Source organism: Methylobacterium adhaesivum (assembly GCF_022179065.1).
In the GTDB taxonomy this organism is placed as follows: domain Bacteria; phylum Pseudomonadota; class Alphaproteobacteria; order Rhizobiales; family Beijerinckiaceae; genus Methylobacterium; species Methylobacterium adhaesivum.
Window position 1 is genome coordinate 80932 of the sequence record NZ_BPQD01000001.1, and the last position, 25101, is coordinate 106032.

The window sequence follows — 25101 nt, forward strand, 5'->3', positions numbered from 1 at the left end:
GGCACGCGATAGCGACATATTAACGAACATGTCTGGAACACCAAATCCCGGCGGCCGTCCTGCGGCCGGATCTTCCGTAAAATCAGCACTTTGGCCCGTGGATGTCGCGCGCGCGCCCCGCGGTCCGATCCGGATGGGAGGCGGCCCATGGCAGCGGTGAGAACGGTCTGCGTCTATTGCGGCTCCGGGTTCGGGAGCGACCCCGCCTTCACGGCGGCGGCCGAGAAACTCGGCAAGGCCCTGGCGGACGCCGGCCTCGGCCTTGTCTACGGCGGCGGCAATGTCGGGCTCATGGGCACCGTCGCCCGCGCTGTCCTCGATCATGGCGGCCACGTCACCGGCATCATCCCGACCTTCCTGAAGTCGCGCGAGCGCATGCTCGACGAGATCCAGGAAACCATCGTGGTGGAGGACATGCATACCCGCAAGCGGCTGATGTTCGAACGCTCCGACGCGTTCGTGGCCCTTCCGGGCGGCATCGGCACCCTGGAGGAACTGGTGGAGCAGCTCACCTGGGCGCAGCTCGGCCAGCACAGGAAGCCGATCCTGCTGCTCTCCGTGGCCGACTTCTGGACGCCGCTCCTGACGCTCCTCGACCACATGCGCCATCAAGGCTTCATCCGAGAGGGGCTCGACCTTAACTACCTCGTGACGAGCGAGGTGCAGGATGTGGTCGGCATCCTGCGGGACGCGGCGGCGGCCAGCCCGACGGCCCCGCAAGCCGAGGCTTTCGTGGTCGAGCGCCTCTGAGGTTCGGCCGGCCTCCCCCGACAGCGGGGGAGGCGACGCGTTTCACGGGGCCACGCTCCACGTCGTGCCGTCCTTGCCGTCTTTCACGGTGACGCCCATGGCCGCGAGTTCGTCGCGGACCCGGTCGGACGCGGCCCAGTCCTTGGCGGCGCGCGCCACCCGGCGCGCCTCGATCAGAACCTCGACCCGAGAGACGTCCACGCCCGAGGCGCGAATGCTCCCCTGATCGCGCTCCGATCGGGTCTGCAAGAGAAGGCCCAGGAGGTTGGCGCCGGCCTTGAGGCCCGCCGCATCGTCGAGGCGGTGGAGTTCGGCCAGGGCGGAGGGGGTGTTGAGATCGTCGGTCAGCGGCTCGAGCAGCCCGGCCGGAAGCACGGTCGCGGCGGCGGTCTCGCCGACGATCCCGTACCAGCGGTCGAGGGTTCGGCTCGCTTCCTCCAGCCCCCGGACCGTCCAGTCGATGGGCTGGCGGTAGTGGGTCTTGAGCATGGCGAGGCGGGCCACCTCGCCGGGCCAGTCCTTGAGCACCTCGCGGATGGTGATGAAGTTGCCGAGCGACTTCGACATCTTCTCCCCCTCGACCTGAAGGAAGCCGTTGTGGAGCCAGACATTGGCCATCACGTCGGTGCCGAAGCAGCAGCGCGACTGGGCGACCTCGTTCTCGTGATGGGGAAAGATGAGGTCGATGCCGCCGGCATGAATGTCGAATGTCTTGCCGAGGTGCTTCCACGACATGGCGGAGCACTCGATGTGCCAGCCGGGGCGGCCAGGCTCGGGGAGGCCGCAGGGCGACGGCCAGGACGGCTCGCCGGGCTTCGAGGGCTTCCACAGGACGAAGTCCAGAGGCGAGCGCTTGTAGGGGGCGACCTCCACGCGGGCGCCCGCTTCCATCTCGTCCAGGGGACGCTTCGACAGGCTGCCGTATTCGGGCATGGCCGGGACGTCGAACAGCACGTGCCCCGCCGCCACGTAGGCATGCCCGGCGGCCACCAGCCCCTCGATGATGGCGATCATCTCGGCGATATGATCGGTGGCGCGCGGCTCGACGAAGCGCGGCCGTTCACCGGCCACGTTCACGTCCTCGGGCATCAGCACGCCGAGGGCGCGAATGTCGTCGTGGAAGGCGGCGAGCGTCCCGTCAGTGAGGTCGCGGATGGTGATGCCCCGCTCCGCGGCGCGGGCGTTGATCTTGTCGTCCACGTCGGTGACGTTGCGGGCGTAGGTGACATGCTCTGGGCCGTAGAGATGGCGCAGGAGCCGGAACAGCAGGTCGAAGACGATGATCGGACGGGCGTTGCCGATATGGGCGGCGTCGTAGACCGTCGGACCGCAGGCATACATACGCACGTGCGACGGATCGATCGGCACGAACGCAGCCTTGCGCCGGGTCAGCGTGTTGTAGAGCCGCAACATCGGGGCCATGAAACCGTCCCTCGTCCCTCGGGCTGATGGCGAACGTCGCGCACCGCGGCACGCCCCTTAGCGTGTTGGTTTTCCGCCGCTTCCCGGCGTCGGTACCCCGCGCGGGCCAACGCATGCAATGGCCGGGTTCCACGCTGCGGCGCAGGCGTGTTGCGCGAAGGCGACGGCTCGGCCGGCCGTCCTGCGCTACCTCGAAACGATGAGCAATTCGAGACCGTCACCACTCCTTCGCCCGTCGAAAGCGATCCGGATCGGAAAGGTTTTGTTTACCCGGAGACTCGAAGTTCCATCGCAATCGAATCCCGCCATCGAGGTTCTGCCCATGCGCCGCCCGGCCGCCGAAATCGGCGCTCTCCTCGCCCTCGCCCTGATCTCCTCCACGGCTCTGGCGGGAGGCGATGGCGAAACGCCCGCTCGCTCCACGCCGCAGGTTGAGAAAACCTTCCTGATTCCGGCCGGCGAAGGCTACGGCGTCGGCGATTGCCTGAGCGACGCCGATAGCGGCTGCGGCCAAGTGGTGGCCAACGCCTGGTGCGAAGCGCAGGGGTTCGCCTCCGCCGGCTCCTTCGGCATCGCCGCCCAGGATGAGTACACCGGCGCGGTTCCGGCGGCCCCCGTGATCAAGCAGGCCGAACGCCCGATCCGCATCACCTGCCAGGATTGAGCGTCAGGACCGAGTCCGCACCGGAAAGCGGTCACCGGACCATCGGTCCGGGACCGGGATGCGTATCCGACGCGCCTACTTCTTCAAGGCGTCGGTGCATTTCGGCGGCAGCTCCGTTCCCCATGGCATCAGGGGGACGGTCGAGGTCGAGTTCTTGGGCGAGCCCTGCACGACCTTGTCCGAATAGACCATATAAATCAAAGTGTTGCGCCTCGCGTCGCAACCGCGCACGATCTGCATCGATTTGAAGATCAGCGAGCGGCGCTCACTGAACACCACCTCACCCTGGCTAAACTTGTCCTTGAACTGGACGGGACCGATCTGGCGGCAGGCCAGGGAAATGTCCGACACATCCTCGGCCAGTCCGAGAGTACCCTTGATGCCGCCCTTCTCGGGCTGGGTATACCAGCATGCCACCCCGGACACGGCGGGATCGTCGATCCCGTAGACGACGAGCTTGTCGTTGGGCGTCAGGGGACGCCAAACCGTCGACTTGTCGAAGATCCGGTCGGCGTCCTCCGCCTTGGCCGGCACGCCCCCCGCGAACGATCCCGCGAGGAGTGCTGCCAACGTCACGCCTGTGAGACCCCGAAGCCACATCATCCTGCATTCCCCCTGGAACTCGACCGGGGTGCATGTGGGAAGGCTGTCGCCCCCGCGCGAGGGCAGGTACAAAACTTCGCTACGCCGCGAGACCGAATCCCGGCCGGGGCCGAAATCCTTCTCCCGTTCCTGTCAGGTCATGCCGCTGATCCTTCCCCAGATCCGCACGCTCGTCCGGGCGTTCCTCGTTCCCCTCGTCGCCCTTGGGACGATAGGCATCGCGCAGGCGCAAGTCACCGACGCCTGCCTGCGCTACCGCTCGGAGCTGGCCAGCCTGAGCGACGGCGCGAGCACGGCGCGCGCCCTCCAGAACGAGATCGGCCGGCTCAATGCGTATTACCGTACCCTGAACTGCGAGGGCGGCCGGTTCCTGTTCTTCGATTCCCGCCCGCCGCAATGCGGAGCCGTCGAGCAGCGGATTCGCGCCCTCAACGCGGGTTACGGCGCGGAGAACGGCGAGGTCACGGCTGCACGCCGCCGGCAGCTCACCGCCGCCGTGGCGTCCGCCTGCACCGATGTGGCGAGCAAGGTGGCGCTGCGCGCGCTCGACGGGGTACCGTCGGAGCAGCGGGCCCGAGGGGGCGCTCAAGTGATCTGCGTCCGCACCTGCGACGGCGCCTATTTTCCCATGTCAAACCTGCCCGACGGGCGCGAGGGCGCCGACGAACTGTGCCAGGCCCTGTGTCCCGGCACGGAAGCCGCCGCCTACTCGATGCCGCATGGCGACGACGCCCTCAAGCATGCCGCGACGCTGAAAGGGTCGAAGGCCTACGTCTCCCTTGCCAACGCGTTCAAGTTCCGCACGACCTTCACCCCGAACTGCTCGTGCAAGCGCGAAGGCCAGAGCTGGGCGCAGTCCCTGGTTAAGGCGGAGAGCATGCTCGTGCGCCACAAGGGCGATATCTTCGTCACCCCGATGCAGGCCGAGGCCATGTCGCGTCCGAAGGTGCGGCTGACCCTGGTCGGCCGGGCGGACAAGACAGCGGCGGAACTCGCCGCCGATACCGCGACCCGGACGGGACTCGTAACCAACGAGACCGGCGGCGCGGCCGAGACTTCAGTCCCGCCCGCCCCCACGGGCGAGGAGCGTCAACCGGTTCGGGTCATCGCGCCGAATCTGTTCTCGGTGCAGGTCCAGCCGCGCACGACGCCCCCTTGAGCACCGCGCTTCGCCTTTCACAGACGCCGGATTGGTCCAAGACGGGAACCATCCGCCCGTAATCCTGTTCCGAAGGCCTCATCAACAATCGTGAGTGCCTTCCATGCGGCCCCTCCGCCTGCTCCTCCTCACCGGCACGATGCTGCCGGGACTGATGCTGTCCGATCCCTCATGGGCGGGCCGGGATGCGGCGGCGGGCAAGGTCATTCTGTTGGCGCAAGGCGGTCCGGGCGGCGAGGGACCGCGCGGCGGCCCCGGTGGTGAAGGGCCTCGCGGCGAGGGCCCTCGCGGTGGACCACCACCCGCCCGTGAGCGGCCCGAGGCGAGGCCCGACCGACCCGAGCCGAGACAGGAGCGGCCGGCCGCCCCGCGCCAGGAAAGGCCGGAACCAAGGGAGGAACGACCGGGGCCGAGGCAAGATCGCGAGCGGCCGTCTTCTCGCGAGCAGCGCCCCGAGACCCGGGAGGATCGTGACCCGGCGGAGCGTCCCGCTTCGCGTCAGGAACGTCCAGACCGTCAAGAGCGTCCGGATCGGCAGGAGCGCCCAGACCGGCAGGAGCGCCCAGACCGGCAGGAGCGTCCGGATCGGCGTCAGGACCCGCAGCGGGAGCCGGCCGAGCGGCCGGCCCAGCCCGCGGCGCGGGACCGCGCGGCCGAGCCCCCTCAGGGGCGGCCGGGCGAGCCGGGTCGTCGTACGCCCGACTCTGATCGCCAGGCCCCGCCGGAATCGGGCCGACGCGGTTCGGATGCGGCCCCGGCCGAACGGCAGTCCCCCCCTAGTCCAGCTCGAACGGCCCCGCCCGCACCGGCTGCAGCGCAACCACCCACGGCGGCTCCGCCCCCGGCGGCCCCGCCTGCGGCGGGAGAACCGCGTGCGCCCAACCCGAGCCGGCCCGCTGCGCCCGCCCAGTCGGTCGACCCTCAAGCCCCCGCGTCGACCGGGCCTGCAACGCCGCCGCCTCAAGGCGCGCCTCCGCCCGCCCCCAACGCCCGCCCCGGCGTACCCGGTCGACCGTTCGTTCCGCCGGGCGCTCCCGGCGTGAACAATCGCGACGAACCGCAGGACGGACGTGGCGACCGGCGCGGGCCACAGAACGCGGTCGACCCACGCGGGGATCGCGACACAGGCCCGCGCGACGGCAGACGACGCGACGGCGATGTCCAGGTCGACGACCGGCGCGAGGATCGCGAACGACGTGACACGTTCGAGCGCGGTGGTCCACGCGAGGGCTTCAACGCACCGGGGCGGCCGGGCTACATTCCTGGCGGCTTCCGTGACGACGACGAGCCACGCGACTTCGACCGTGTCCGCCGCGACCGACGCGAATTCCAGGAGGATGGCCGGACCTATATCCGTGAGCCCGGCCGCATCATCGTGCGCGACCGCGATACCTACTTCATCCGCCACGATGAGAACGAGCGGTTCCGCGACCTCGGACGCGGCGGCTATCGCAGCGAGCGCCGGGGCGGCGACACGATTACCTACCTGGATCGGCCGGGCGGCGAACAGATCGTCACCATCGTCGACGATGACGGTCGCCTGGTGCGGCGCTCGCGGCGTTTCCGCGATGGCCGCGAGGTCGTGATCATCGACAACAGCTTCGGCGGCCCGCGCCGACCGATCTACGACGACGTGGTCGACCTGCCGCCGCCCGACATCCGCATCCCGCGGGATCGCTACGTCGTGGATTACGAGGGCGCCGACGAGCGGGCCGTCTACGAAGCCCTCTCGGCGCCACCGGTGGTGGCGGTCGATCGGCGCTACACCCTCGATCAGGTTCGCTACAGCCCGCAGCTGCGCGCGCGGATGCGCAGCGTCGACATCAACACTATCACGTTCGAGACGGGCTCATTCACAGTGACGCCGGATCAGGCGGCGCGCCTCGCCACCATCGCCGCCGCCATGAACCAGGCGATCCGGGCCAACCCACAGGAGGTCTTCCTCGTGGAAGGCTACACCGACGCGGTCGGCTCGGATGTCGACAACCTCTCCCTCTCGGATCGCCGGGCCCAGTCCGTGGCCACGGTCCTCACCCAGTCCTTTCAGGTTCCCCCCGAGAACCTGACGACGCAGGGCTACGGCGAGCAGTACCTGAAGGTGAACACGCAAGGCCCCTCGCGCGAGAACCGGCGGGTCACGGTGCGCCGCATCACCCCCCTGATCCAGCAGCAGGGACAGCCCGCCCAGCCGCCGCGATAACATCGGTCGGGCGGCTCGCACCGGGCCGCCCGCGTTTCATTCCATTGAGGATTGGCCGGTACGCTGGCCCTCCTGCGCCTCACCGCTTCGCTTTCTCCTCCACCTGCGCGATCCCCGAGGCATGATCGCCTGAGACCATGCCTCCGCGCAGAGCGGGCGGCGTCACCCCTGAAGGAACCCGGCATGGACACGGCATCGCCCCGGTTGATCGAAGCCGGGACGCCGGCCTTCCGTCGTACCACCCTGGCCCTCGCCGCGGCAGGCTTCTCGACCTTCGCGGTGCTCTACGGCGTACAGCCCCTGCTTCCGGTGTTCGCCGACGAGTTCCACGTCTCTCCGGCGGAGAGCAGCCTCGCCCTTTCCCTTCCCTGTGCGATGCTGGCCATCGCCCTTCTGGTGGTGAGCCCGCTCTCCGAAGTCTGGGGGCGCAAACCGGTTATGGTCGCCTCGCTGTTCGCCTCGGCGGCGCTCACCATCGTGGCGGTCCTCGTGCCGAGTTGGCACGGCTTTCTGGTGCTTCGCGCCCTCACGGGGTTCGCCGCGAGCGGCCTGCCGGCCGTGGCCATGGCCTATCTCAGCGAGGAGATGCACGGGCGCGCCATCGGCCTGTCCATGGGCCTTCTCATCGGCGGCAACGCGCTCGGCGGCATGATTGGACGACTGGTCGCCGGCATCATCGCCGATCATGCCTCCTGGCGTTGGGGCCTCGGCACGATCGGGGTCCTGGCCCTGCTCGCGGCGGTCGCGTTCCTCCTGAGCTTGCCGGACTCGCAACGCTTCACCGCCAACCGCATGCGCTGGCGCGAGGTGCCCGGCACCTTCGGTCAGCACTTTCGCGATCCCGGCCTACCCTGGCTGTTCGCCGAGGCGTTCCTGCTCATGGGCGGGTTCGTCAGCGTCTACAACTACATCGGCTTTCGCCTGCTCGACCCGCCGTTCGACTTGAGCCAGACCGCCATCGGGGCGATCTTCGTGGTCTACCTGTTCGGGACCTTCTCCTCAGCCCTCACGGGCGAGATCGCCAGCCGCCTCGGGCGCCGGCGGGTGCTCTGGCTCGCGATCCTGCTCGGGCTCGCCGGCATCGCCATGACGCTGTCCGACCGCCTCTGGCTCATCATCCTCGGCATCGTCGTGGTGACGGTGAGCTTCTTCGGCGCCCACTCCGTGGCCAGCAGCTGGATCGGTCGACGGGCCCTGCGCGACCGCGCCCAGGCCTCGTCGGTGTATCTGTGCCTCTACTATCTCGGCTCTTCGATACTCGGCACGGCCGGGGGATGGTTCTTCGCCCATTCGGGCTGGGCCGGCGTGGTCGTGTTCTTCGCCAGCCTGTACGGTTTGGCACTCCTGATCGCGATTCGCCTGTCGCGCCTGCCGCCCCTGGTGCCAACGACCCCTTGATGGCCGGGCTCGCATACGACGAGCCCGGATCCGTCAGATGTGAATAGCGCGCTTGGCGACGGCCAAGGCGGCTTCCTTGACCGCCTCCGTCAGGGTCGGGTGGGCATGGCAGGTGCGGGCTACGTCCTCGGCGGAGGCCCCGAACTCCATCGCCACGGCCACCTCGGCGATGAGGTTGCCCGCATCCGCACCGACGATATGCACGCCGAGCACCCGGTCGGTGGTCGCATCCGCCAGGATCTTCACGAAGCCGTCCGTCGTATGGTTGACCTTGGCGCGCCCATTGGCAGTGAAGGGGAACTTGCCGCTGTTGTAGGCGACGCCGTCCTTCTTCAGCTCCTCCTCGGTCTTTCCAACAGAGGCGACCTCCGGGTAGGTGTAGACCACGTTCGGGATCACGCCGTAATTCACGTGGCCCGACTGCCCGGCCAGGAGTTCGGCCACGGCGACGCCTTCGTCCTCGGCCTTGTGGGCCAGCATCGGCCCGGCGATGACGTCGCCGATGGCGTAGATGCCGGTGACGTTGGTGGCGTAGTGATTGTCCGTCTGGATGCGGCCCTTGTTGTCGAGGCCGACCCCCACCGTCTCAAGGCCGAGGCCCTCGGTGTAGGGCACGCGGCCGATGGCGACCAGGACCACGTCGGCCTGCAGCTTTTCGGCCTCGCCTCCTGCGGAGGGCTCCACCGTGACGGTGGCGGCGCCATCCGCCACCTCGACGCCGGTGACCTTGGACGACAGTTTGAACTGCACTCCTTGCTTGCCGAGGATACGCTGAAACTGCTTGCCGACCTCGCCGTCCATGCCGGGCAGGATCCGATCGAGATATTCGACGACGGTGACCTGCGCGCCGAGGCGGCGCCAGACCGAGCCGAGTTCGAGGCCGATGACCCCGGCCCCGATGATGAGGAGCGTCTTCGGCACGGCCTGCAATTCGAGGGCGCCCGTGGAGGAGACCACGACCTTTTCGTCGATCGTGACGCCGGGGAGCTTGGTGACGTCCGACCCCGTGGCGATGACGACGTTCTTCGTTTCAAGGAGCTGGTTGCCGCCATCCTCCGACAGTACCTCGACCCGCCCGGCACCCGCGAGGCGCGCAGTACCCCGGTAGGCGTCGATGCCGTTCTTCTTGAGCAGGAACTCAACGCCCTTGGTGTTGCCGTCGACGCCGTCCTGCTTGAACGTCATCATCTTCTTCAGGTCGAGTTCGGGCGCGTTCACGATCACGCCCATGTCGGCGAAATGCTTGCCGGCCTCCTCGAACGCCTCGGACGCATGAAGCAGCGCCTTCGAGGGGATGCAGCCGACATTGAGGCAGGTGCCGCCATGGGTCGCCCGCTTCTCCACCACGGCGGTCTTGAGGCCGAGCTGGGCGGCCCGGATGGCGCAGACATAGCCGCCGGGGCCGGTGCCGATGACGACGAGATCGTAGGACATATCTGTGGGACTCGCTGAATTAGGCGGCGGGTCATGCCCCACCATCGGAGACGAAGCGCGCGGAAGCGTCCGGCCGCAGTCGATGCGGCCGGCGGACGGCAGCTGCCGGGCCTAGAGGTCGAGCACGAGGCGTGCCGGGTCCTCCAGGGCTTCCTTGACCCGCACGAGGAAGGTCACGGCTTCCTTCCCGTCGACGATGCGGTGATCGTAGGACAGGGCTAGGTACATCATCGGCCGCGCCTCGATCTTGCCGTTGCGGACCACCGGGCGCTCCTCGATGCGGTGCATGCCGAGGATGCCGGATTGCGGTGCGTTGAGGATCGGGGTCGACATCAGCGAACCGTAGATGCCGCCATTGGTGATGGTGAAGGTGCCGCCCTGCATCTCCTCGATGGAGAGCTTGCCATCCCGAGCCTTCTTGCCGAAGCCGGCGATCTTCTTCTCGATGCCGGCGATCGAGAGGTCGTCGGCGTCGCGCACCACAGGCACCACGAGCCCCTTATCGGTCCCGACCGCGATGCCGATGTGGTAGTAGTTCTTGTAGACGAGATCCTGGCCGTCGATCTCGGCATTGACCGCCGGCACGTCCTTGAGGGCGCCGATCACCGCCTTGGTGAAGAAGCCCATGAAGCCGAGCTTGGTGCCGTGCTTCTTCTCGAAGATGTCCTTGTACTGGCTGCGCATCGCCATGACGGCGGACATGTCGACGTCGTTGAACGTCGTCAGCATCGCGGCGGTGTCCTGCGCGTCCTTGAGACGGCGGGCGATGGTCTGGCGCAGCTTCGTCATGCGCACGCGCTCCTCGCGCGCCGCGTCGTCGGGCTTCGATGGCGCGCGCGGCGCGGTGGGCTTGGCCTCCCGCGCGGGAGCCGGAGCCGGGGCAGCCGGTCCCTTGGCCTTGGCCTCAAGCATGTCCCCCTTGGTGACACGGCCGTCCTTGCCCGAGCCATTCAGGCCAGCCGGATCGATCCCCGTTTCGCGGGCCATCTTGGCGACGGCCGGTCCGTTGTCGCCGGCATCGCGGGGGGCGACGGCAGCGCCTTCGCCATGATTGCCGTAGGCCGCCGACGACGCCTCCTCGGCCCCCGTGCTCTTGCTTTCGGCCGGGGCCTGCGAGGTGGTCTCGGCCGGCTTCGGGGCGGTCGTCTTCGGGGCCGCCGCCTTGGCGCCCCCGCTCGCCTCGACGATGGAGCCCAGCAGCGCGCCCGGCTCCACGGTCTCTCCGTCCTTGACCAGGATCTCGCCGAGCTCGCCCGCGGCCGGCGCGTTCACCTCGAGAGTGACCTTGTCGGTCTCGAGTTCCACCAAGGGCTCGTCGGCCTCCACCGTGTCGCCCGGCTTCTTGAACCACCGGCCGATGGTGGCCTCGCTCACGGATTCGCCGAGCGTCGGGACGAGGATGTCGGTTGCCATGGTGAGATGTCCGTCCGGGTGGTTTCGCGGCGCCGGTTCGGGCGCCCTCAGAGCGGGAAGGTCAGAAGGCGCGGGTGTCAGACCGCCAGCGCCTCGTTGAGGAAGGCCTGAAGCTGGGCCTGGTGCTTGGAGAGCAGGCCGACCGCCGTGGAGGCCGAGGCCGGCCGGCCGACGTAGCGGGCCCGCTTGACCGAGGACTGGGCCTGGCCGAGCACCCATTCGAGATAGGGCTCGACGAAGGCCCAGGGACCCATGTTCTTGGGCTCCTCCTGGCACCACACCACCTCGGCGTTGCGGAAGCGCGTCATCTCGCCGGCCAGAGCCTTGAGGGGGAACGGATAGAGCTGCTCGACGCGCAGGAGGTACACGTCGTTGATCCCGCGCTTCTCGCGCTCGTCGTAGAGATCATAATAGACCTTGCCGGAGCACAGCACGACGCGACGGACCTTGTCGTCCTTGACGAGCTTCGTGGCGTCGTCCTCGCGCTCGGCATCGTCCCACAGCACGCGGTGGAAGCTCGATCCCTCGGCGATCATGTCGAGGGACGACACCGCCCGCTTGTGACGCAGGAGCGATTTCGGCGTCATCAGGATCAGCGGCTTGCGGAACTCGCGGTGGAGCTGGCGGCGCAGGATGTGGAAGTAGTTCGACGGCGTGGTGCAGTTGGCCACCTGCATGTTGTCCTCGGCACACATCTGCAGGAAGCGTTCCAGGCGCGCCGAGGAATGCTCCGGCCCCTGTCCCTCGTAGCCGTGGGGCAAGAGCAGGGTGAGGCCGGACATGCGCAGCCACTTGCGCTCGCCCGAGGAGATGAACTGGTCGATGACCACCTGGGCGCCGTTGGCGAAGTCGCCGAACTGGGCCTCCCACAGCACCAGGGCGTTCGGCTCGGCCGCCGAGTAGCCGTACTCGAAGCCGAGCACCGCCTCCTCGGAGAGCATCGAGTTGATGACCTCCAGGCTCGCCTGTCCCTCGCGGATGGAGTTCAGCGAGGTGTAGCGCTGCTCGTTCTCCTGATCGATCACCACGGCGTGGCGCTGCGAGAAGGTGCCGCGCTCGACGTCCTGACCCGAGAGGCGGACCCGGTGGCCCTCCAGCAGCAGGGAGCCGAAGGCCAGGGCCTCGGCCGTCGCCCAGTCGATGCCCTGGCCACTTTCGACCGCCTTGGCACGGTTGTCGAAGAAGCGCTGGATCGTACGATGCAGGTGGAAGCCGGGCGGCGGTGTGGTGATACGCTGGGCGATCTCGCGTAGGGTGTCGGCGGCGACGCCGGTCTTGCCGCGACGCGGATCGTCGACGTCCTCGCGCACGGCCTTGAAACCGGCCCAGCGCCCATCGAGCCAGTCGGCCTTGTTGGCCTTGTAGTTGTTGGCAACCTCGAGTTCGGCATCGAGGATCGCGCGGAACTCGGCCTTGCGCGTGTCGAGTTGCTCCTGGGACAGGACGCCCTCCGCCACGAGCTTCTTGCCGTAGGTTTCCAGCGCCGTCGGATGCTTGCGGATGCGCTGGTACATCTTCGGCTGGGTGAAGGCCGGCTCGTCGCCCTCGTTGTGCCCGAAGCGGCGGTAGCACAGCATGTCGATGACGACGGGCTTGCCGAACTTCTGCCGGTACTCGATGGCGATCTTGGCCGCGAAGGTCACGGCCTCGGGGTCGTCGCCGTTGCAGTGGAAGATCGGCGCCTCCACCATCTTGGCGACGTCCGACGGATAGGGCGAGGATCGCGAGAAACGCGGATCGGTGGTGAAGCCGATCTGGTTGTTGATGATGAAGTGGATCGAGCCGCCCGTGCGGTGGCCCTTCAGGCCCGACAGGCCAAGGCATTCGGCGACCACGCCCTGGCCCGCGAAGGCGGCGTCGCCGTGGATGAGGAGCGGCACAACGCTGTTGCGGTGAACGTGCGGGTTGGCGCGTTGGTCCTGCTTAGCGCGCACTTTGCCCAGCACCACCGGATCGACGATCTCGAGGTGCGACGGGTTCGCGGTGAGCGACAAGTGGACGTTGTTGCCATCGAAGGCGCGGTCGGACGACGCGCCGAGATGGTACTTCACATCGCCCGAGCCCTCGACTTCGGCCGGGTTGGCCGAGCCGCCCTTGAACTCGTTGAAGATCGCCCGGAAGGGCTTGGCCATGACGTTGGAGAGCACGTTGAGGCGGCCGCGATGGGCCATGCCCAGCACGATCTCCTGGGCGCCGAGCGCCCCGCCGCGCTTGATGATCTGCTCCAGCGCCGGGATCATCGACTCGGAGCCGTCGAGGCCGAAGCGCTTGGTGCCGGTGTATTTGAGGTCGAGGAACTTCTCGAAGCCTTCCGCCTCGATGAGCTTATTGAGGATCGCGCGCTTGCCCTCGGGGGTGAACTGGATCTCCTTGCCCTTGCCCTCGATGCGCTCCTGGATCCACGCCTTCTCCTCGGGATTGGAGATGTGCATGAATTCGACGCCGAGCGTCTGGCAGTAGGTGCGCTCCAGGATCTCGACAATCTCGCGGATGGTCGAGAATTCGAGGCCCAGCACGTTGTCGAGGAAGATCGGGCGGTCCCAGTCCTTCTCCTCAAAGCCGTAATGCTGCGGGTGCAGTTCCTCGTGGTCGCCACGCGGGGCGAGGCCGAGGGGATCGAGCTTGGCATGCAAGTGGCCGCGCATGCGGTAGGCGCGGATCAGCATGATCGCGCGCACGGAATCCTTGGTCGCCTGCTCGACCGAGATGCCGGGAGCGGAGGCGACGACGACGCCCTTGGCCGGGGCCGCGGCGGTGTCCGACTTGGCGCGGATCTTGTCGCCCATGGCCTTTTCGACGGTGGCCCAGTTGCCGTCCAGCGCCGAAACGATCTCGCCGTTGGCGTGGATCGGCCAGTTCGGGCGCTGCCAGGACGCGCCGGCAGCGTTCTTCTCGGCCGCGCCCTTGTCCTCGTTCAGGGAGCGGAAGAAGTCCTGCCACTCGGGATCGACCGAATTCGGGTCCCGGGCATGGGCCGCCTGCAGTTCTTCGATGTAGGCGGCGTTGCCGCCGTAGAGGAACGAGGTTTCGAGCGCGTCCTGGCGTGCCATCGTCCGGATCATCCTACCGCTTGGCTCAAGGCTGCCCCGTGCGGGGCGGTCGTCATCCGATCCGGCGCCGGGCGCCGGAAAACGGATTCGGAGTGTCGAACGCGGGGAGCCCGCGTCCGAGGGGGTTCATAGGGGCGCCCGGGGCCGTCTGCGGCGCAACGCAGCCCCGGGCATCCAGCCCGTCAGCCCTTCAGGACTTCGACGAGGGTGCTGCCGAGGCGCGCCGGCGAGGGCGAGACCCGGATGCCGGCCGCTTCCATGGCGGCGATCTTGTCCTCGGCGCCGCCCTTGCCGCCCGAGATGATGGCGCCGGCATGGCCCATGCGGCGGCCCGGAGGCGCCGTGCGACCGGCGATGAAGCCGACCATGGGCTTCTTGCGGCCGCGCTTGGCCTCGTCGGCGATGAACTGCGCTGCCTCTTCCTCGGCGGAGCCGCCGATCTCGCCGATCATCACGATGGATTCGGTCTTGTCGTCGGCGAGGAACAGCTCGAGCATGGAGATGAACTCTGTGCCCTTCACCGGATCGCCGCCGATGCCCACCGCCGTGGTCTGGCCCAGGCCCGCATTAGTTGTCTGGAACACGGCCTCGTAGGTGAGCGTGCCGGAGCGCGAGACGATGCCGACGGAACCCGGCTTGAAGATGTTGGCCGGCATGATGCCGATCTTGCATTCGCCGGCCGTGACGACGCCGGGGCAGTTCGGCCCGATGAGGCGGGACTTCGAGCCTTCGAGGGAGCGCTTGACCCGCACCATGTCGAGCACGGGAATGCCTTCCGTGATGCAGACGATGAGGGGGATCTCAGCCGCGATCGCCTCGCAGATGGCGTCGGCCGCGCCCGGCGGCGGCACGTAGACCACGGAGGCGTCGGCGCCCGTGGCATGCCGAGCCTCCGCCACCGTGTCGAAGACCGGCAGGCCGAGGTGCTTCGAGCCACCTTTGCCCGGCGAGGTGCCGCCGACCATCTTGGTTCCGTAGGCGATAGCCTGCTCGGAGTGGAAGGTCCCGTTCTTGCCGGTGAAGCCCTGGCAGATAACCTTGGTGTTCGCGTCGATCAGGATGGACATCGGTTCTCTCAGCCCTTCTTCACGGCGGCGACGATTTTTTGCGCGGCGTCGTCGAGATCGTCCGCCGGGATCACGTTCAGGCCGGAATTCCGGATGATCTCCTTGCCCTTCTCGACGTTGGTCCCTTCAAGGCGCACCACGAGGGGGACTTCCAGGCCCACCGCCTTCACCGCCGCGATCACGCCGTTGGCGATCACGTCGCACTTCATGATCCCGCCGAAGATGTTGACGAGGATGCCCTTCACCTGCGGATCGGCGGTGATGATCTTGAACGCCGCCGTGACCTTCTCCTCCGAGGCGCCACCGCCGACATCGAGAAAGTTTGCCGGCTCCTCGCCGTAGAGCTTGATGATGTCGAGGGTCGCCATGGCGAGGCCGGCGCCGTTGACCATGCAGCCGATGGTGCCGTCCAGGGCGATGTAGGCGAGGTCGTACTTGGAGGCCTCGATCTCCTTGGCGTCCTCTTCCGTCTCGTCGCGCAGGGCTACGATGTCGGGATGCCGGTAGAGGGCGTTCGAATCGAACGAGATCTTGGCGTCGAGGCACTTCAGGTGGCCGTCGCCGGTGAGCACCAGGGGGTTGATCTCCAGCATGCTCATGTCCTTGGCGGTGAACGCCGCGTAGAGCTTGGTGGTGAGGTCGCCGGCTTCCTTGGCCTGCGCGCCGGTGAGGCCCAGCGCCTTGGCGACGGCGCGGCCGTGATGGGGCATGATGCCGGTGGCCGGATCGACTGAGAAGGTGACGATCTTCTCCGGGGTGTCGTGGGCCACCGTCTCGATGTCCATGCCGCCTTCCGTCGAGACGACGAAGGCGACCTGTCCGGTCTCGCGGTCCACCAGCATGGAGAGGTAGAACTCGGCCTCGATCTGGGCGCCTTCCTCGATGTAGAGGCGGTTCACCTGCTTGCCGGCTTCACCCGTCTGGATCGTCACGAGGGTCTGGCCGAGCATCTCGCCGGCGAATTGCTTCACCTCGTCGAGGGACTTGGTGACGCGCACGCCGCCCTTGGCGCCCGCCGGCGCCCCCTTGAAGGTGCCCTTGCCGCGTCCGCCGGCATGAATCTGCGACTTCACCACCCAGACCGGGCCGCCGAGTTCGCGCGCCGCGGCCTCGGCCTCCTCGGCCTTGAAGATGGCCACGCCGCGCGAGACGGGCAGACCGAACTCCTTGAGAACCGCCTTGGCCTGATATTCGTGGATGTTCATGCCAAACTCCTCCCTCGTCCCGGCCGGGCCGGGCCTCCCGTTTCCTGGCGCTCCGCTTCAACCGGCCGCCTGGGCGGCCGGCGGCAGAGTTCTGCTTTTAGGCGAGTGCCGGATTGATGGCCTTGCAGGCCTCGATGAGGCCCTTCACCGCCCCCACCGACTTCTCGAACATTGCCTTCTCGTCGTCGCTGAACGTAACCTCGAGGATGCGCTCGACGCCGTTCGCTCCGATGACGATGGGCACGCCGACATACATGCCGTCGACACCGTACTGGCCGTCGAGGTAGGCGGCGCAGGGCAGAACGCGGCGCTTGTCGCGCAGGTAGCTCTCGGCCATGGCGATGGCGGAGGCGGCGGGCGCGTAGAAGGCCGAGCCGGTCTTGAGCAGGTTGACGATCTCGCCGCCGCCCTTGCGGGTGCGCTCGACCATGGCGTCGAGCTTCTCCTGGGTGGTCCAGCCGAGCTTGACCAGATCGGTCAGCGGAACGCCGGCCACGGTGGAGTAGCGCACCAGGGGAACCATGTCGTCGCCGTGTCCGCCGAGGACGAAGGCGGTGACGTCCTCGACCGAGACCTTGAATTCGTCGGCCAGGAAGTGGCGGAAGCGGGCGGAATCAAGCACACCGGCCATGCCGACGACCTTGTTGGTGGGCAGACCGGAAAACTTCTGCAGCGCCCAGACCATGGCGTCGAGGGGGTTGGTGATGCAGATCACGAAGGCGTCGGGTGCATGCTGCTTGATACCGTTGCCGACGGCCTCCATCACCTTGAGATTGATGCCGATGAGGTCGTCGCGGCTCATGCCGGGCTTGCGCGGAACACCGGCCGTGACGATCACCACGTCGGCCCCGGCGATGCCGGCGTAATCGCTGGCGCCCGAATAGGCGGCATCGAAACCGTCCACGGGGGCAGATTCCGCAATGTCGAGGGCCTTACCCTGGGGCACGCCGTCGACGATGTCGAACAGGACGACGTCGCCGAGCTCCTTCAACCCGGCCAGATGCGCCAGGGTGCCACCGATCTGTCCGGCGCCGATGAGGGCGATCTTGCTGCGTGCCATGGGTAAAACGAGCCTCCGGTGATCGGGGTGGATGCGCGGCGTTGCACCCGATTGGCTGGCCTTGAGTTCCGCATCGGCCGGGCCGCACCGCCACGCCTTCGTTCGGGTTGTGTGCGTCGCGGCGGTGTGTGGCGGAAAAGGCCCAGAGCTTCAACCGATGATGACCCGGCCTTGCAGGGTCCGGGCCAGACCACCCGGCACTTGATTCTCTCGAAGAGTCCGTAAAAATGTATTTCTAGCAGCAACTTAGATCAAATTTTCGTCGCTGCAGGAGCTGAAATCACGGCGGTGACAGAGAAATCCTTCTGTCACCGAGGCTCAGAGCGTGCCGGTCCGCAGAACCCGCTGGATGGCGAGAATCACTGCGCCGAGGCGGGCCTCAATGAGATCCGCCGGCAGGTCTGAATCGTGCTGGATCGCCAGCGGATGGGTGAAGCGGTAGCTGGCGTCGAAGATATAGGCGATGGCGCGCTCCCGGTCGCGGGCCACGAAGGCCCCCGTGGCCATGCCCTCCTCGACCACCCGCTCGACGAGGCCGCGCAAACGCACCCGGTGGCGACGGGCGATGGGTCGGGCGCCCACGGCCGCATCGAGATGGACGGAGAACAGGTTCGGCTCGGTGGCGAGCGTGACGCGCTGCGCGGAGGCCAGGGCTGTCAGCAGCCGCTCGATCTTGTCGTCGGCCGGGTCGGGCGCGTCGGCGATCCGGGCGAGTTCCGCCTCGACATCCCGCAGCCAGCGGCCGGCCACGGCATCGAGGAGCGCGTCCTTCGAGGGGAAGTAGCGATAGACGTTGGCATGGGTCATGCCGGCCTCGGCCGCCACGGCCACCACCGTCACCCGTTTCGGGCCGAGACGGCGCAGGTGCTCCGTGGCCACGGCCAGGAGGCGGGCGTCGACGGCAAGGGGCGCGGCGCGCGAGGCAGCGCGGCTGGCCGACGCACGATCGGAGGATGGCTTGCGCGGGACGTCGTCGAGGATTTCGGACTCGGACGCGTGAACAGCGGCAAGGCCATTCCCGAAGACGAAGGGCGGGCCGGGTGGCTGCATCGTTCGGGGATACCCGCCGTGGTTCGAGGGGACTTAAGGTCCTCACAAAGTCGCCAGCGTCGATCACCACGACGTGTACGTCAGGGAGGTGCCATGTCTCGCAAATGCGAGACGCCGCCAGCCCTTTAACGGGTCAGAACTTATTCTTCCAGGCCCTCAGTGCAGTAAATACGCGACCGGCGTCTGTTCCAGGGGGAAGATCGACGGATCGCGCGAGGGCCGGCTCGCCCGCCCGCAGGAAAGGATTCGTCGCCCGCTCGTCACCCAGGGTTGTGGGGACGAGGAAACGGCCCTCGGTTTTGGCCCGCTCGGCCTCGGCCATGCGCGCTGCCAACCGCGCATTGTCGGGCTCGGCCGCCAGGGCGAAACGCGCGTTCGACAGGACGTAATCGTGTCCGCTGTAGACCAGGGTGTCGTCTGGCAGCTGGCCGAAACGGGTGAGCGAACGCCACAGGACCTCAGGCTCGGCCTCCATCACCCGGCCGCAGCCGAGGGTGAACAGGGTATCGCCGGCAAAGACCAGGCGCGGAGCCGCGAACCAGTAGGTCACGTGATCGGCGCAATGCCCCGGCGTCTCCCAGACCTCGGCCGACAGCCCCCCCACCCGAACCACGTCGCCCTCGGAGACGGCAACATCCACCTCCGGGATCGTCGCGCCGGCCTTCGCCGGGGCCGTGACCCTGGCGCCCGTGCGCCGCTTGACCTCGGCGATGCCGTCGATGTGGTCCGCGTGCCGATGGGTGACGAGGATATCGGTCAGGGTCCATCCCGCCTCGTCGAGGGCTGCCAGCACGGGGCCGGCCTCGGGCACGTCGATGGCCGCGCAGGCCCCCGTGGCCGGATCGCGCAGGAGCACGCCGATGTTGTCGCTGCGGCACAGGAAGGTCCGGATCTCCGGTCGCGCGACGGTCATAAGCAGATCCTTCGGGTTTTCGTGACGTGAGGGCGCCTGGCATTCGTGCCCGCTTGCCGGGCGAAGAACCAAATCCCGCCCGGTCAGGTTCCGGCCGGGGATCGGGTGGATCGGGGTTGCCGCGGGCGTTCCGCCTCCCCATTGATGGCGGAGCAACCCTCGTCGTCCCCCCGAACCAGCAGACCGGCCCGCCGGACCCCGCCATGCGCCTCGACGTGACCGACCTGCGCGCTTTCTACGCCAGCCCCCTGGGTGGGGTGACGCACCGCATTGTCGGCCGGGCGATCCATGGCTTTCTCGGCTCGGTCTCGGGCCTGCGGGTTCTCGGACTCGGCTACGCCACTCCCTATCTCGGCCCCGTCCACGTGATCGCGGAGCGGACGCTCGCCTTCATGCCGGCGACGCAGGGCGTCGTGAACTGGCCCGGAAGCGGACGCTCGTGCTCGGCCCTGGCCGATCCGACGATGATGCCCCTGCCGGAAGCCGCCGTGGACAGGGTGATCCTCGTCCACGCCCTCGAATCCGTCGAGAGCCCCACGGAGCTGCTGCAGGATGTCTGGCGAGTGCTGACGCCGGGGGGACGGATGATCCTCGTGGTGCCCAATCGCCGAGGCGTCTGGGCCCGGCGCGACGCCACGCCCTTCGGCCACGGCCAACCCTACAGCCGGTCCCAGCTCACCCGTCTCATGCGCACCACGCAGTTCTCGCCCGAAGGCTGGGCCGAAGCCCTGTACATGCCCCCGGTCCGGAGCCGCGTCTGGCTGCAGACGGCCGGGGCCTGGGAGCGTCTCGGCACCGGCCTGTCCCTTCCCTTCGCCGGCCTGCACGTGGTGGATGCGACCAAGCAGCTCTATCGGCCCGTCGCCGTCCAGCGGGTCCGGCGGGCGACCCGCCTCGCACCGGCCCGCGTTCTGGTGCCGGCGCCCTCCCCCGGCTGAACCATGCTGTCCGCCCTGTCCCCGGAGACCGCCCTGCAGAGCTTCGTCCTCGCCCTGTCGAGCCTGTTCTCCATCGTGAATCCCGTCGGGTCGGCGCTGATCTTCGCCCAGGTCACCGCGCACAACTCTCACGCGGAGCGCGTGGAACTGTCCAAGCGTATCGGTTTCTACGCGGCGCTGATCATGCTCTCGGCCCTGTGGGCGGGGGCGCCGATCCTGAACTTCTTCGGCGTGTCCCTGGCGGCCCTGCGCATCGCCGGCGGCCTCGTCGTGGCTGCCTCGGCCTGGACGCTGCTGACGGCGCCCGAGGCGCGCGAGGCGCGCAAGCACGCCGAAGCCCAGGGCAGCCGGCCCGACAACCTCGCCGAGATCGCGTTCTTTCCCCTCACCCTGCCCTTCACCACAGGCCCCGGCACCATCGCGGTGGCCATCGCGCTCGGCTCGAACCGTCCGGAGGCGAGCCCCGACCGCGTCGGCTTCTACGTCGGCATGTCGCTCGCGGCGCTCGCCATCGCCATCCTGGTGCGCTTCGCCTACGGCTCGGACGACCGGGTGGTGACGCTCATCGGCCCCGTGGGCGCGCGGGTGCTCGGGCGCCTCTTCGCCTTCCTGCTCCTCTGCGTCGGCACGCAGATCACCGTGAACGGCGTCACCGACGTGCTGACGCCGCTGCTGCCTGCGCGCTGACGCCCGGCCCATCCGGCTCGGCTTCGCCTTGGCAGGCCAACCACGAGGCTGTACCGCAGGGGGCAACTCGTTCGGGAAGGGCACGGGATGCGGCTCGTGGTGGTCGGCGCCGGTGGGCGCATGGGGCGGATGCTGATCCGCGCGGTGGCGGAGACCGAGGGCTGCATCCTGTCGGGGGCCATCGAGCGCGCGGGCGCTCCGGTACTCGGACAGGATGCCGGCGTGCTCGCCGGGCTCGCGCCCTTGGGGGTCGCCGTGACCGACGATCCCCTGCCGGTCTTCGCCGCCGCCGAAGGCGTCCTCGACTTCACGACGCCCGCCGCCACGACCTTCTTCGCGGAACTCGCCGCCCAGGCCCGCATCGTCCACGTGGTCGGCACGACGGGCATGGAAGAGGCGGACCTCGCCAAGCTCGCGGCGGCGGCCCACCACGCCCGCATCGTGCGCTCGGGCAACATGTCGCTGGGCGTCAACCTCCTCGCCGGTCTGGTCCGGAAGGTGTCCGCGGCGCTCGGGGAGGATTTCGATATCGAAATCGTCGAGATGCATCACCGCATGAAGGTCGATGCGCCGTCCGGCACCGCCCTCCTTCTCGGCGAGGCGGCGGCAGAAGGGCGCGGCGTCGCGCTTGCCGACACCCGGGTCTCGACCCGCGACGGCCATACGGGCGCCCGCCGGCCCGGCGACATCGGCTTTGCCACCCTGCGCGGCGGCACGGTGGTGGGCGACCACAGCGTCGTCTTCGCAGGGGCGGGCGAACGCCTGACGCTCAGCCATCATGCCGAGGATCGGGCGATCTTCGCCCGGGGCGCCCTGCGTGCGGCGCAATGGGCCTTCGACCGACCGCCGGGGCTCTACGGCATGGCCGACGTCCTCGGGCTCTGATAAGGGCCTGCGGTCATTGCGCGTTCAGCTGCGGACGCGCACATCCTTTGATGGCCCAGCCCATTGCTGCGCTGCATCAAAACAAGAGTCAGGAATCGATTCGCGATGGAGCGCCTGCTTGTCCTCGCTCGCCACGGCCAAAGCGAGTGGAACCTCAAGAAGCTGTTCACGGGCTGGCGCGATCCGGAACTCACGGACCTCGGAGTCGCCGAAGCCCGAACGGCCGGGCGCTGGCTCGGCGAGCAGGGCTACCGGTTCGATGTGGCCTTCACCTCGAACCTGCGCCGCGCCCAGCGCACCTGCGCCCTGATGCTCGAGGAGATGGGCCAGCCCGAGGTCGAGACGATCCGCGCCGAGGCCCTCAACGAGCGCGATTACGGCGACCTGTCGGGACTCAACAAGGACGATGCCCGCGAACGCTGGGGGGATGCCCAGGTCCATCAGTGGCGCCGCTCCTACGACATCCCGCCTCCCGGCGGCGAGAGTCTGAAGGACACCGCCGCCCGGGTGCTGCCCTACTACATCCAGACCATCCTCCCCCGCGTCATGGCCGGTGAGCGCGTCCTGGTCGCCGCCCACGGCAACTCCCTGCGCGCCCTCGTGATGGTTCTCGACGGCCTGACGACCAAGACCATCGCCAGCCTCGAGATCGCCACGGGCATCCCGCTCGTCTACCAGCTCAAGGCCGACACCACGGTCGAGAGCAAGTCGGTGCTGGAACGCGACATCGACCACGACGTCTAGCATGGCGGCTGCCGTCGAACTCGCGCCGGGGCTGATCCTCCAGCGCGGCTACCTCGACGGACCCGCGCGGTGGCGACTGGCGGCGGACCTCGCCGCGTGTCTCGCGGCGGCGCCGCCCTACCGCCCGCCGATGCCGCGGACGGGGCGGCCGTTCTCCGTGGCCATGACGAATTGCGGCGCCCTCGGCTGGGTCTCTGACATCACCGGGTACCGCTACCAGGCGCACCATCCCGAGACCGGCGCGCCCTGGCCGGCGATCCCACCCCTCGCCCTGGAGGCCTGGGACGCCCTCTCCGGCTATCCGGCGCCACCCGAGGCCTGCCTCGTCAATCTCTACGCCGCCGACGCGCGCATGGGCTTGCATCAGGACCGCGACGAGGCCGCCCTCGACGCGCCCGTCCTCTCCCTGTCGCTCGGCGCCTCGGCGGTGTTCCGTTACGGCGGCCTGACCCGAGGCGACCCGACGCGCTCGATCCAACTACACGCGGGCGACGCCCTGATCATGGGTGGGCCGGCGCGCCTCATCCATCACGGCATCGATCGCATCCTGACCCGCCCGCCCGACCTTCTGGGCGGGAGCGAGCCCGTGCCAGGCTTCCCAACGCCGGACGGGCGGTGCAATCTCACCTTGCGCCGCGTGACGCAGCCACGGGTCGCTCCCACGGCTTGACACGGGCTGGACTGCAGTCGACCCATCGCGGGAGCTGTCCGGTCTACGGACGATTGGCTCAATCCGGCGCGAGACCGGGTCTTCACGGAGAGAACAGCCCGATGCGTCTGCGTAGCCTCGCCCGTCCCGCCACAACCCTGGCGTTGCTCCTCGGCCTGACGCAGGGAAGCTTCGCGGCCGATCCGATCTACCCGGCCAGTTCCCGCTTCGGCTTCCAGCCGCCCGCCGACATGGTGTCCTCGAAGCGCTTTTCCGGCTTCGAGCGGATCGAGGGCGGCGCCACGGTCTCGGTGGTCGAACTCCCACCCAACGCCTTCGCCGAGCTCGAGCAGAACTTCACCGACGCGAACCTGAAGCAGCAGGGGTTCGTGGTCTCCAACCGGCAGGCCATCAAGGTGGCGGGCGACGTCGATGCGGTGCTGTTCACGGGCGAACAGCCCGCCGCCGACCCGAGCGCCGGGCCGTCCATCAAGAAGTGGATGCTGCTGGTCGGCGATCCCACGGTGACGGGCATCATCATCGCCCAGACCACCCCCGAGGCCGAGACCGACGAAACCATGGTGAACATGCTCACCAGCGTCCATATCCGCCCCGAACTCACCCTGGAGCAGCAGGTCGCCGCCCTGCCCTTCCGGATCGGCGATCCGGCGGGCTTCCGGCCCGTGCGGGTGCTCGCCGGCAACTCGGTGCTGTTGACGGAAGGCCCCAAGGACCAGATGACGGGTCTCGAGCAGCCGATCCTCGTCCTGGCCCAGGCGGTTCAGCCCCCGCCCCAGGCCGAGCAGCGTGAGGCCTTCGCCCGCACGGCCCTGGCTTCGAACCAGACCATGAAGGATTTCATCGTCGAGCGGTCGCAGAGCTACCGCCAGAACGGGGTCGACTGGCACGAAATCGTGGCGCGCGCCACGGATACGCCCTCCGGCACCCCCGTGGTGGTCGCTCAGACCATCCGCTTCGCGCCCGACGGCTATCTGCGCGCCGTCGGCGTGGTGCGCGCCGATCAGCGCGAGGGTGTCCTCGCGCGCTTCCGCGAGGTGGTGGACAGCGTGCAGCCGAAATAGCCGCCGGACATGCGCGGGGGCGGCGGCTCCCATCGGAACCGCCGCCCCCGCGCAAAGCACTGCAAGGCGAGACCGACGTGGTCAGGCCGCGTCGGCCGGGTTGGCGACGGGCTTCGGTCCGCCCTTGGCGACACCGACCAGAGCCGGACGCAGGGTCCGGTCGCCGATCACGTAGCCGGACTGCATCACCTGAACGACGGTGCCGGTCGGCACCTCGGCATCGGGCACCTCGAACATCGCTTGGTGGCGGTTCGGGTCGAAGCGCTGGCCCTTCGGGTCGATGATCTTGACGCCGTGACGCTCCAGGGTCTTGCCGAGGTCGCGCTCGGTCAGCTCGATTCCGTCGATGAGCGCCTTGAACGCACCGGCGGCGCCGGCTCGCTCGGCCTCCGGCACGCTCTCCAGGGCACGCCGGATGTTGTCGGCGGCATTGAGCATGTCGCGGGCGAAGTTGGTCACGGCGTAGGTGCGGGCATCGGCCACCTCGCGCTCCGTGCGCCGGCGCAGGTTCTCCATCTCGGCAAGGGTCCGCAGGATACGGTCCTTGAGTTCGTCACGCTCGGCCGCGACGGTGACCAGCGCCCCCGCATCCCCAGCCCCCTCGGGCTTTGCTTCGGTCTGGGTGGTATCGACCTTGGGGTCGTTCTCCATCTCGTTCGCCATCATCACTTTTCGTCGGATCGGGGTTGCCGGGGATCGGCGCTGATATCAGGCGCAGGCGTGACGAA

22 protein-coding genes are annotated in these 25101 nt (G+C 68.4%); 11 read left to right on the forward strand and 11 right to left on the reverse strand.

The genetic code is table 11. The features are described 5' to 3' along the window. Window positions 1–147: 147 nt before the first annotated feature. Window positions 148–750 (forward strand): LOG family protein, encoded by a 603-nt coding sequence (locus tag MFF01_RS00345; RefSeq protein WP_238221132.1) that lies wholly within the window; start codon window positions 148–150, stop codon window positions 748–750. 42 nt (window positions 751–792) lie between these two features. Here MFF01_RS00345 and cysS read toward each other — a convergent pair whose 3' ends face one another. Then, entirely contained in the window at window positions 793–2172 is a 1380-nt protein-coding gene (gene cysS, locus MFF01_RS00350) for a cysteine--tRNA ligase (RefSeq protein ID WP_238221133.1), read from the reverse strand. A 322-nt stretch (window positions 2173–2494) separates the two neighbouring features. On the opposite strand from cysS, the gene MFF01_RS00355 reads away from it, so the two are divergent. Then, window positions 2495–2836 (forward strand): hypothetical protein, encoded by a 342-nt coding sequence (locus MFF01_RS00355; protein WP_238221134.1) that lies wholly within the window; start codon window positions 2495–2497, stop codon window positions 2834–2836. Window positions 2837–2911: 75 nt separating this feature from the next. Here MFF01_RS00355 and MFF01_RS00360 read toward each other — a convergent pair whose 3' ends face one another. Continuing rightward, window positions 2912–3439: a CreA family protein gene (locus MFF01_RS00360; protein WP_373319574.1), complete on the reverse strand. Its 528-nt coding sequence runs from the start codon at window positions 3437–3439 to the stop codon at window positions 2912–2914. Window positions 3440–3578: 139 nt separating this feature from the next. Between MFF01_RS00360 and MFF01_RS00365 the strand changes: the two genes are divergently transcribed. The 3 genes from MFF01_RS00365 to MFF01_RS00375 all read left to right on the forward strand — a co-directional run bounded on the left by MFF01_RS00365 (window position 3579) and on the right by MFF01_RS00375 (window position 8196). Continuing rightward, window positions 3579–4598, forward strand: a complete 1020-nt coding sequence (locus tag MFF01_RS00365) for a DUF2865 domain-containing protein (RefSeq protein WP_238221135.1) — start codon at window positions 3579–3581, stop codon at window positions 4596–4598. A 1039-nt stretch (window positions 4599–5637) separates the two neighbouring features. Beyond that, on the forward strand, window positions 5638–6798 hold the full coding sequence (locus MFF01_RS22095; protein WP_306421575.1) for an OmpA family protein: 1161 nt from the start codon (window positions 5638–5640) through the stop codon (window positions 6796–6798). A gap of 183 nt (window positions 6799–6981) precedes the next feature. Then, on the forward strand, window positions 6982–8196 hold the full coding sequence (locus MFF01_RS00375; protein ID WP_238221137.1) for an MFS transporter: 1215 nt from the start codon (window positions 6982–6984) through the stop codon (window positions 8194–8196). 33 nt (window positions 8197–8229) lie between these two features. Here MFF01_RS00375 and lpdA read toward each other — a convergent pair whose 3' ends face one another. The 8 genes from lpdA to gloB all read right to left on the reverse strand — a co-directional run bounded on the left by lpdA (window position 8230) and on the right by gloB (window position 19388). Beyond that, window positions 8230–9630: a dihydrolipoyl dehydrogenase gene (gene lpdA, locus MFF01_RS00380; protein WP_238221138.1), complete on the reverse strand. Its 1401-nt coding sequence runs from the start codon at window positions 9628–9630 to the stop codon at window positions 8230–8232. Window positions 9631–9741: 111 nt separating this feature from the next. Then, window positions 9742–11043 carry a 2-oxoglutarate dehydrogenase complex dihydrolipoyllysine-residue succinyltransferase gene (odhB, locus tag MFF01_RS00385; protein WP_238221139.1) on the reverse strand — a complete coding sequence of 434 codons (1302 nt, stop codon included), beginning with the start codon at window positions 11041–11043 and terminating at the stop codon, window positions 9742–9744. Between the two features lie 77 nt (window positions 11044–11120). Continuing rightward, window positions 11121–14093, reverse strand: coding sequence for a 2-oxoglutarate dehydrogenase E1 component (locus tag MFF01_RS00390; RefSeq protein WP_238221140.1), 2973 nt, complete (start codon window positions 14091–14093; stop codon window positions 11121–11123). Window positions 14094–14275: 182 nt separating this feature from the next. Next, window positions 14276–15160 (reverse strand): succinate--CoA ligase subunit alpha, encoded by an 885-nt coding sequence (gene sucD, locus MFF01_RS00395; protein ID WP_238221141.1) that lies wholly within the window; start codon window positions 15158–15160, stop codon window positions 14276–14278. 8 nt (window positions 15161–15168) lie between these two features. Next, on the reverse strand, window positions 15169–16365 hold the full coding sequence (gene sucC, locus MFF01_RS00400) for an ADP-forming succinate--CoA ligase subunit beta (RefSeq protein ID WP_238221142.1): 1197 nt from the start codon (window positions 16363–16365) through the stop codon (window positions 15169–15171). 97 nt (window positions 16366–16462) lie between these two features. Next, a complete protein-coding gene (gene mdh, locus MFF01_RS00405; protein WP_238221143.1) occupies window positions 16463–17425 on the reverse strand; it encodes a malate dehydrogenase in 963 nt (320 codons plus the stop codon). A gap of 318 nt (window positions 17426–17743) precedes the next feature. Further along, window positions 17744–18475 carry a TetR family transcriptional regulator gene (locus tag MFF01_RS00410; RefSeq protein WP_238221144.1) on the reverse strand — a complete coding sequence of 244 codons (732 nt, stop codon included), beginning with the start codon at window positions 18473–18475 and terminating at the stop codon, window positions 17744–17746. A gap of 133 nt (window positions 18476–18608) precedes the next feature. Continuing rightward, window positions 18609–19388: a hydroxyacylglutathione hydrolase gene (gloB, locus tag MFF01_RS00415; protein WP_238221145.1), complete on the reverse strand. Its 780-nt coding sequence runs from the start codon at window positions 19386–19388 to the stop codon at window positions 18609–18611. A 203-nt stretch (window positions 19389–19591) separates the two neighbouring features. Here gloB and MFF01_RS00420 point away from each other — a divergent pair, with 203 nt between their 5' ends. The 6 genes from MFF01_RS00420 (at window position 19592) to MFF01_RS00445 (ending at window position 24373) form a co-directional block, all read left to right on the forward strand. Continuing rightward, entirely contained in the window at window positions 19592–20326 is a 735-nt protein-coding gene (locus MFF01_RS00420; protein ID WP_238221590.1) for a class I SAM-dependent methyltransferase, read from the forward strand. A gap of 3 nt (window positions 20327–20329) precedes the next feature. Then, the gene (locus MFF01_RS00425) at window positions 20330–21013 is read left to right on the forward strand and encodes a MarC family protein (protein WP_238221146.1); all 684 of its coding nucleotides are present in this window, start codon (window positions 20330–20332) and stop codon (window positions 21011–21013) included. Between the two features lie 87 nt (window positions 21014–21100). Next, window positions 21101–21898 (forward strand): 4-hydroxy-tetrahydrodipicolinate reductase, encoded by a 798-nt coding sequence (gene dapB, locus MFF01_RS00430; RefSeq protein ID WP_238221147.1) that lies wholly within the window; start codon window positions 21101–21103, stop codon window positions 21896–21898. A 105-nt stretch (window positions 21899–22003) separates the two neighbouring features. Further along, window positions 22004–22642, forward strand: coding sequence for a 2,3-bisphosphoglycerate-dependent phosphoglycerate mutase (locus tag MFF01_RS00435; RefSeq protein WP_238221148.1), 639 nt, complete (start codon window positions 22004–22006; stop codon window positions 22640–22642). A gap of 1 nt (window position 22643) precedes the next feature. Next, window positions 22644–23312, forward strand: coding sequence for an alpha-ketoglutarate-dependent dioxygenase AlkB (locus tag MFF01_RS00440; RefSeq protein WP_238221149.1), 669 nt, complete (start codon window positions 22644–22646; stop codon window positions 23310–23312). 101 nt (window positions 23313–23413) lie between these two features. Beyond that, window positions 23414–24373: a hypothetical protein gene (locus MFF01_RS00445; RefSeq protein ID WP_238221150.1), complete on the forward strand. Its 960-nt coding sequence runs from the start codon at window positions 23414–23416 to the stop codon at window positions 24371–24373. An 81-nt stretch (window positions 24374–24454) separates the two neighbouring features. Here MFF01_RS00445 and grpE read toward each other — a convergent pair whose 3' ends face one another. Then, window positions 24455–25039 (reverse strand): nucleotide exchange factor GrpE, encoded by a 585-nt coding sequence (grpE, locus tag MFF01_RS00450; protein ID WP_238221151.1) that lies wholly within the window; start codon window positions 25037–25039, stop codon window positions 24455–24457. Window positions 25040–25101: the final 62 nt, after the last annotated feature.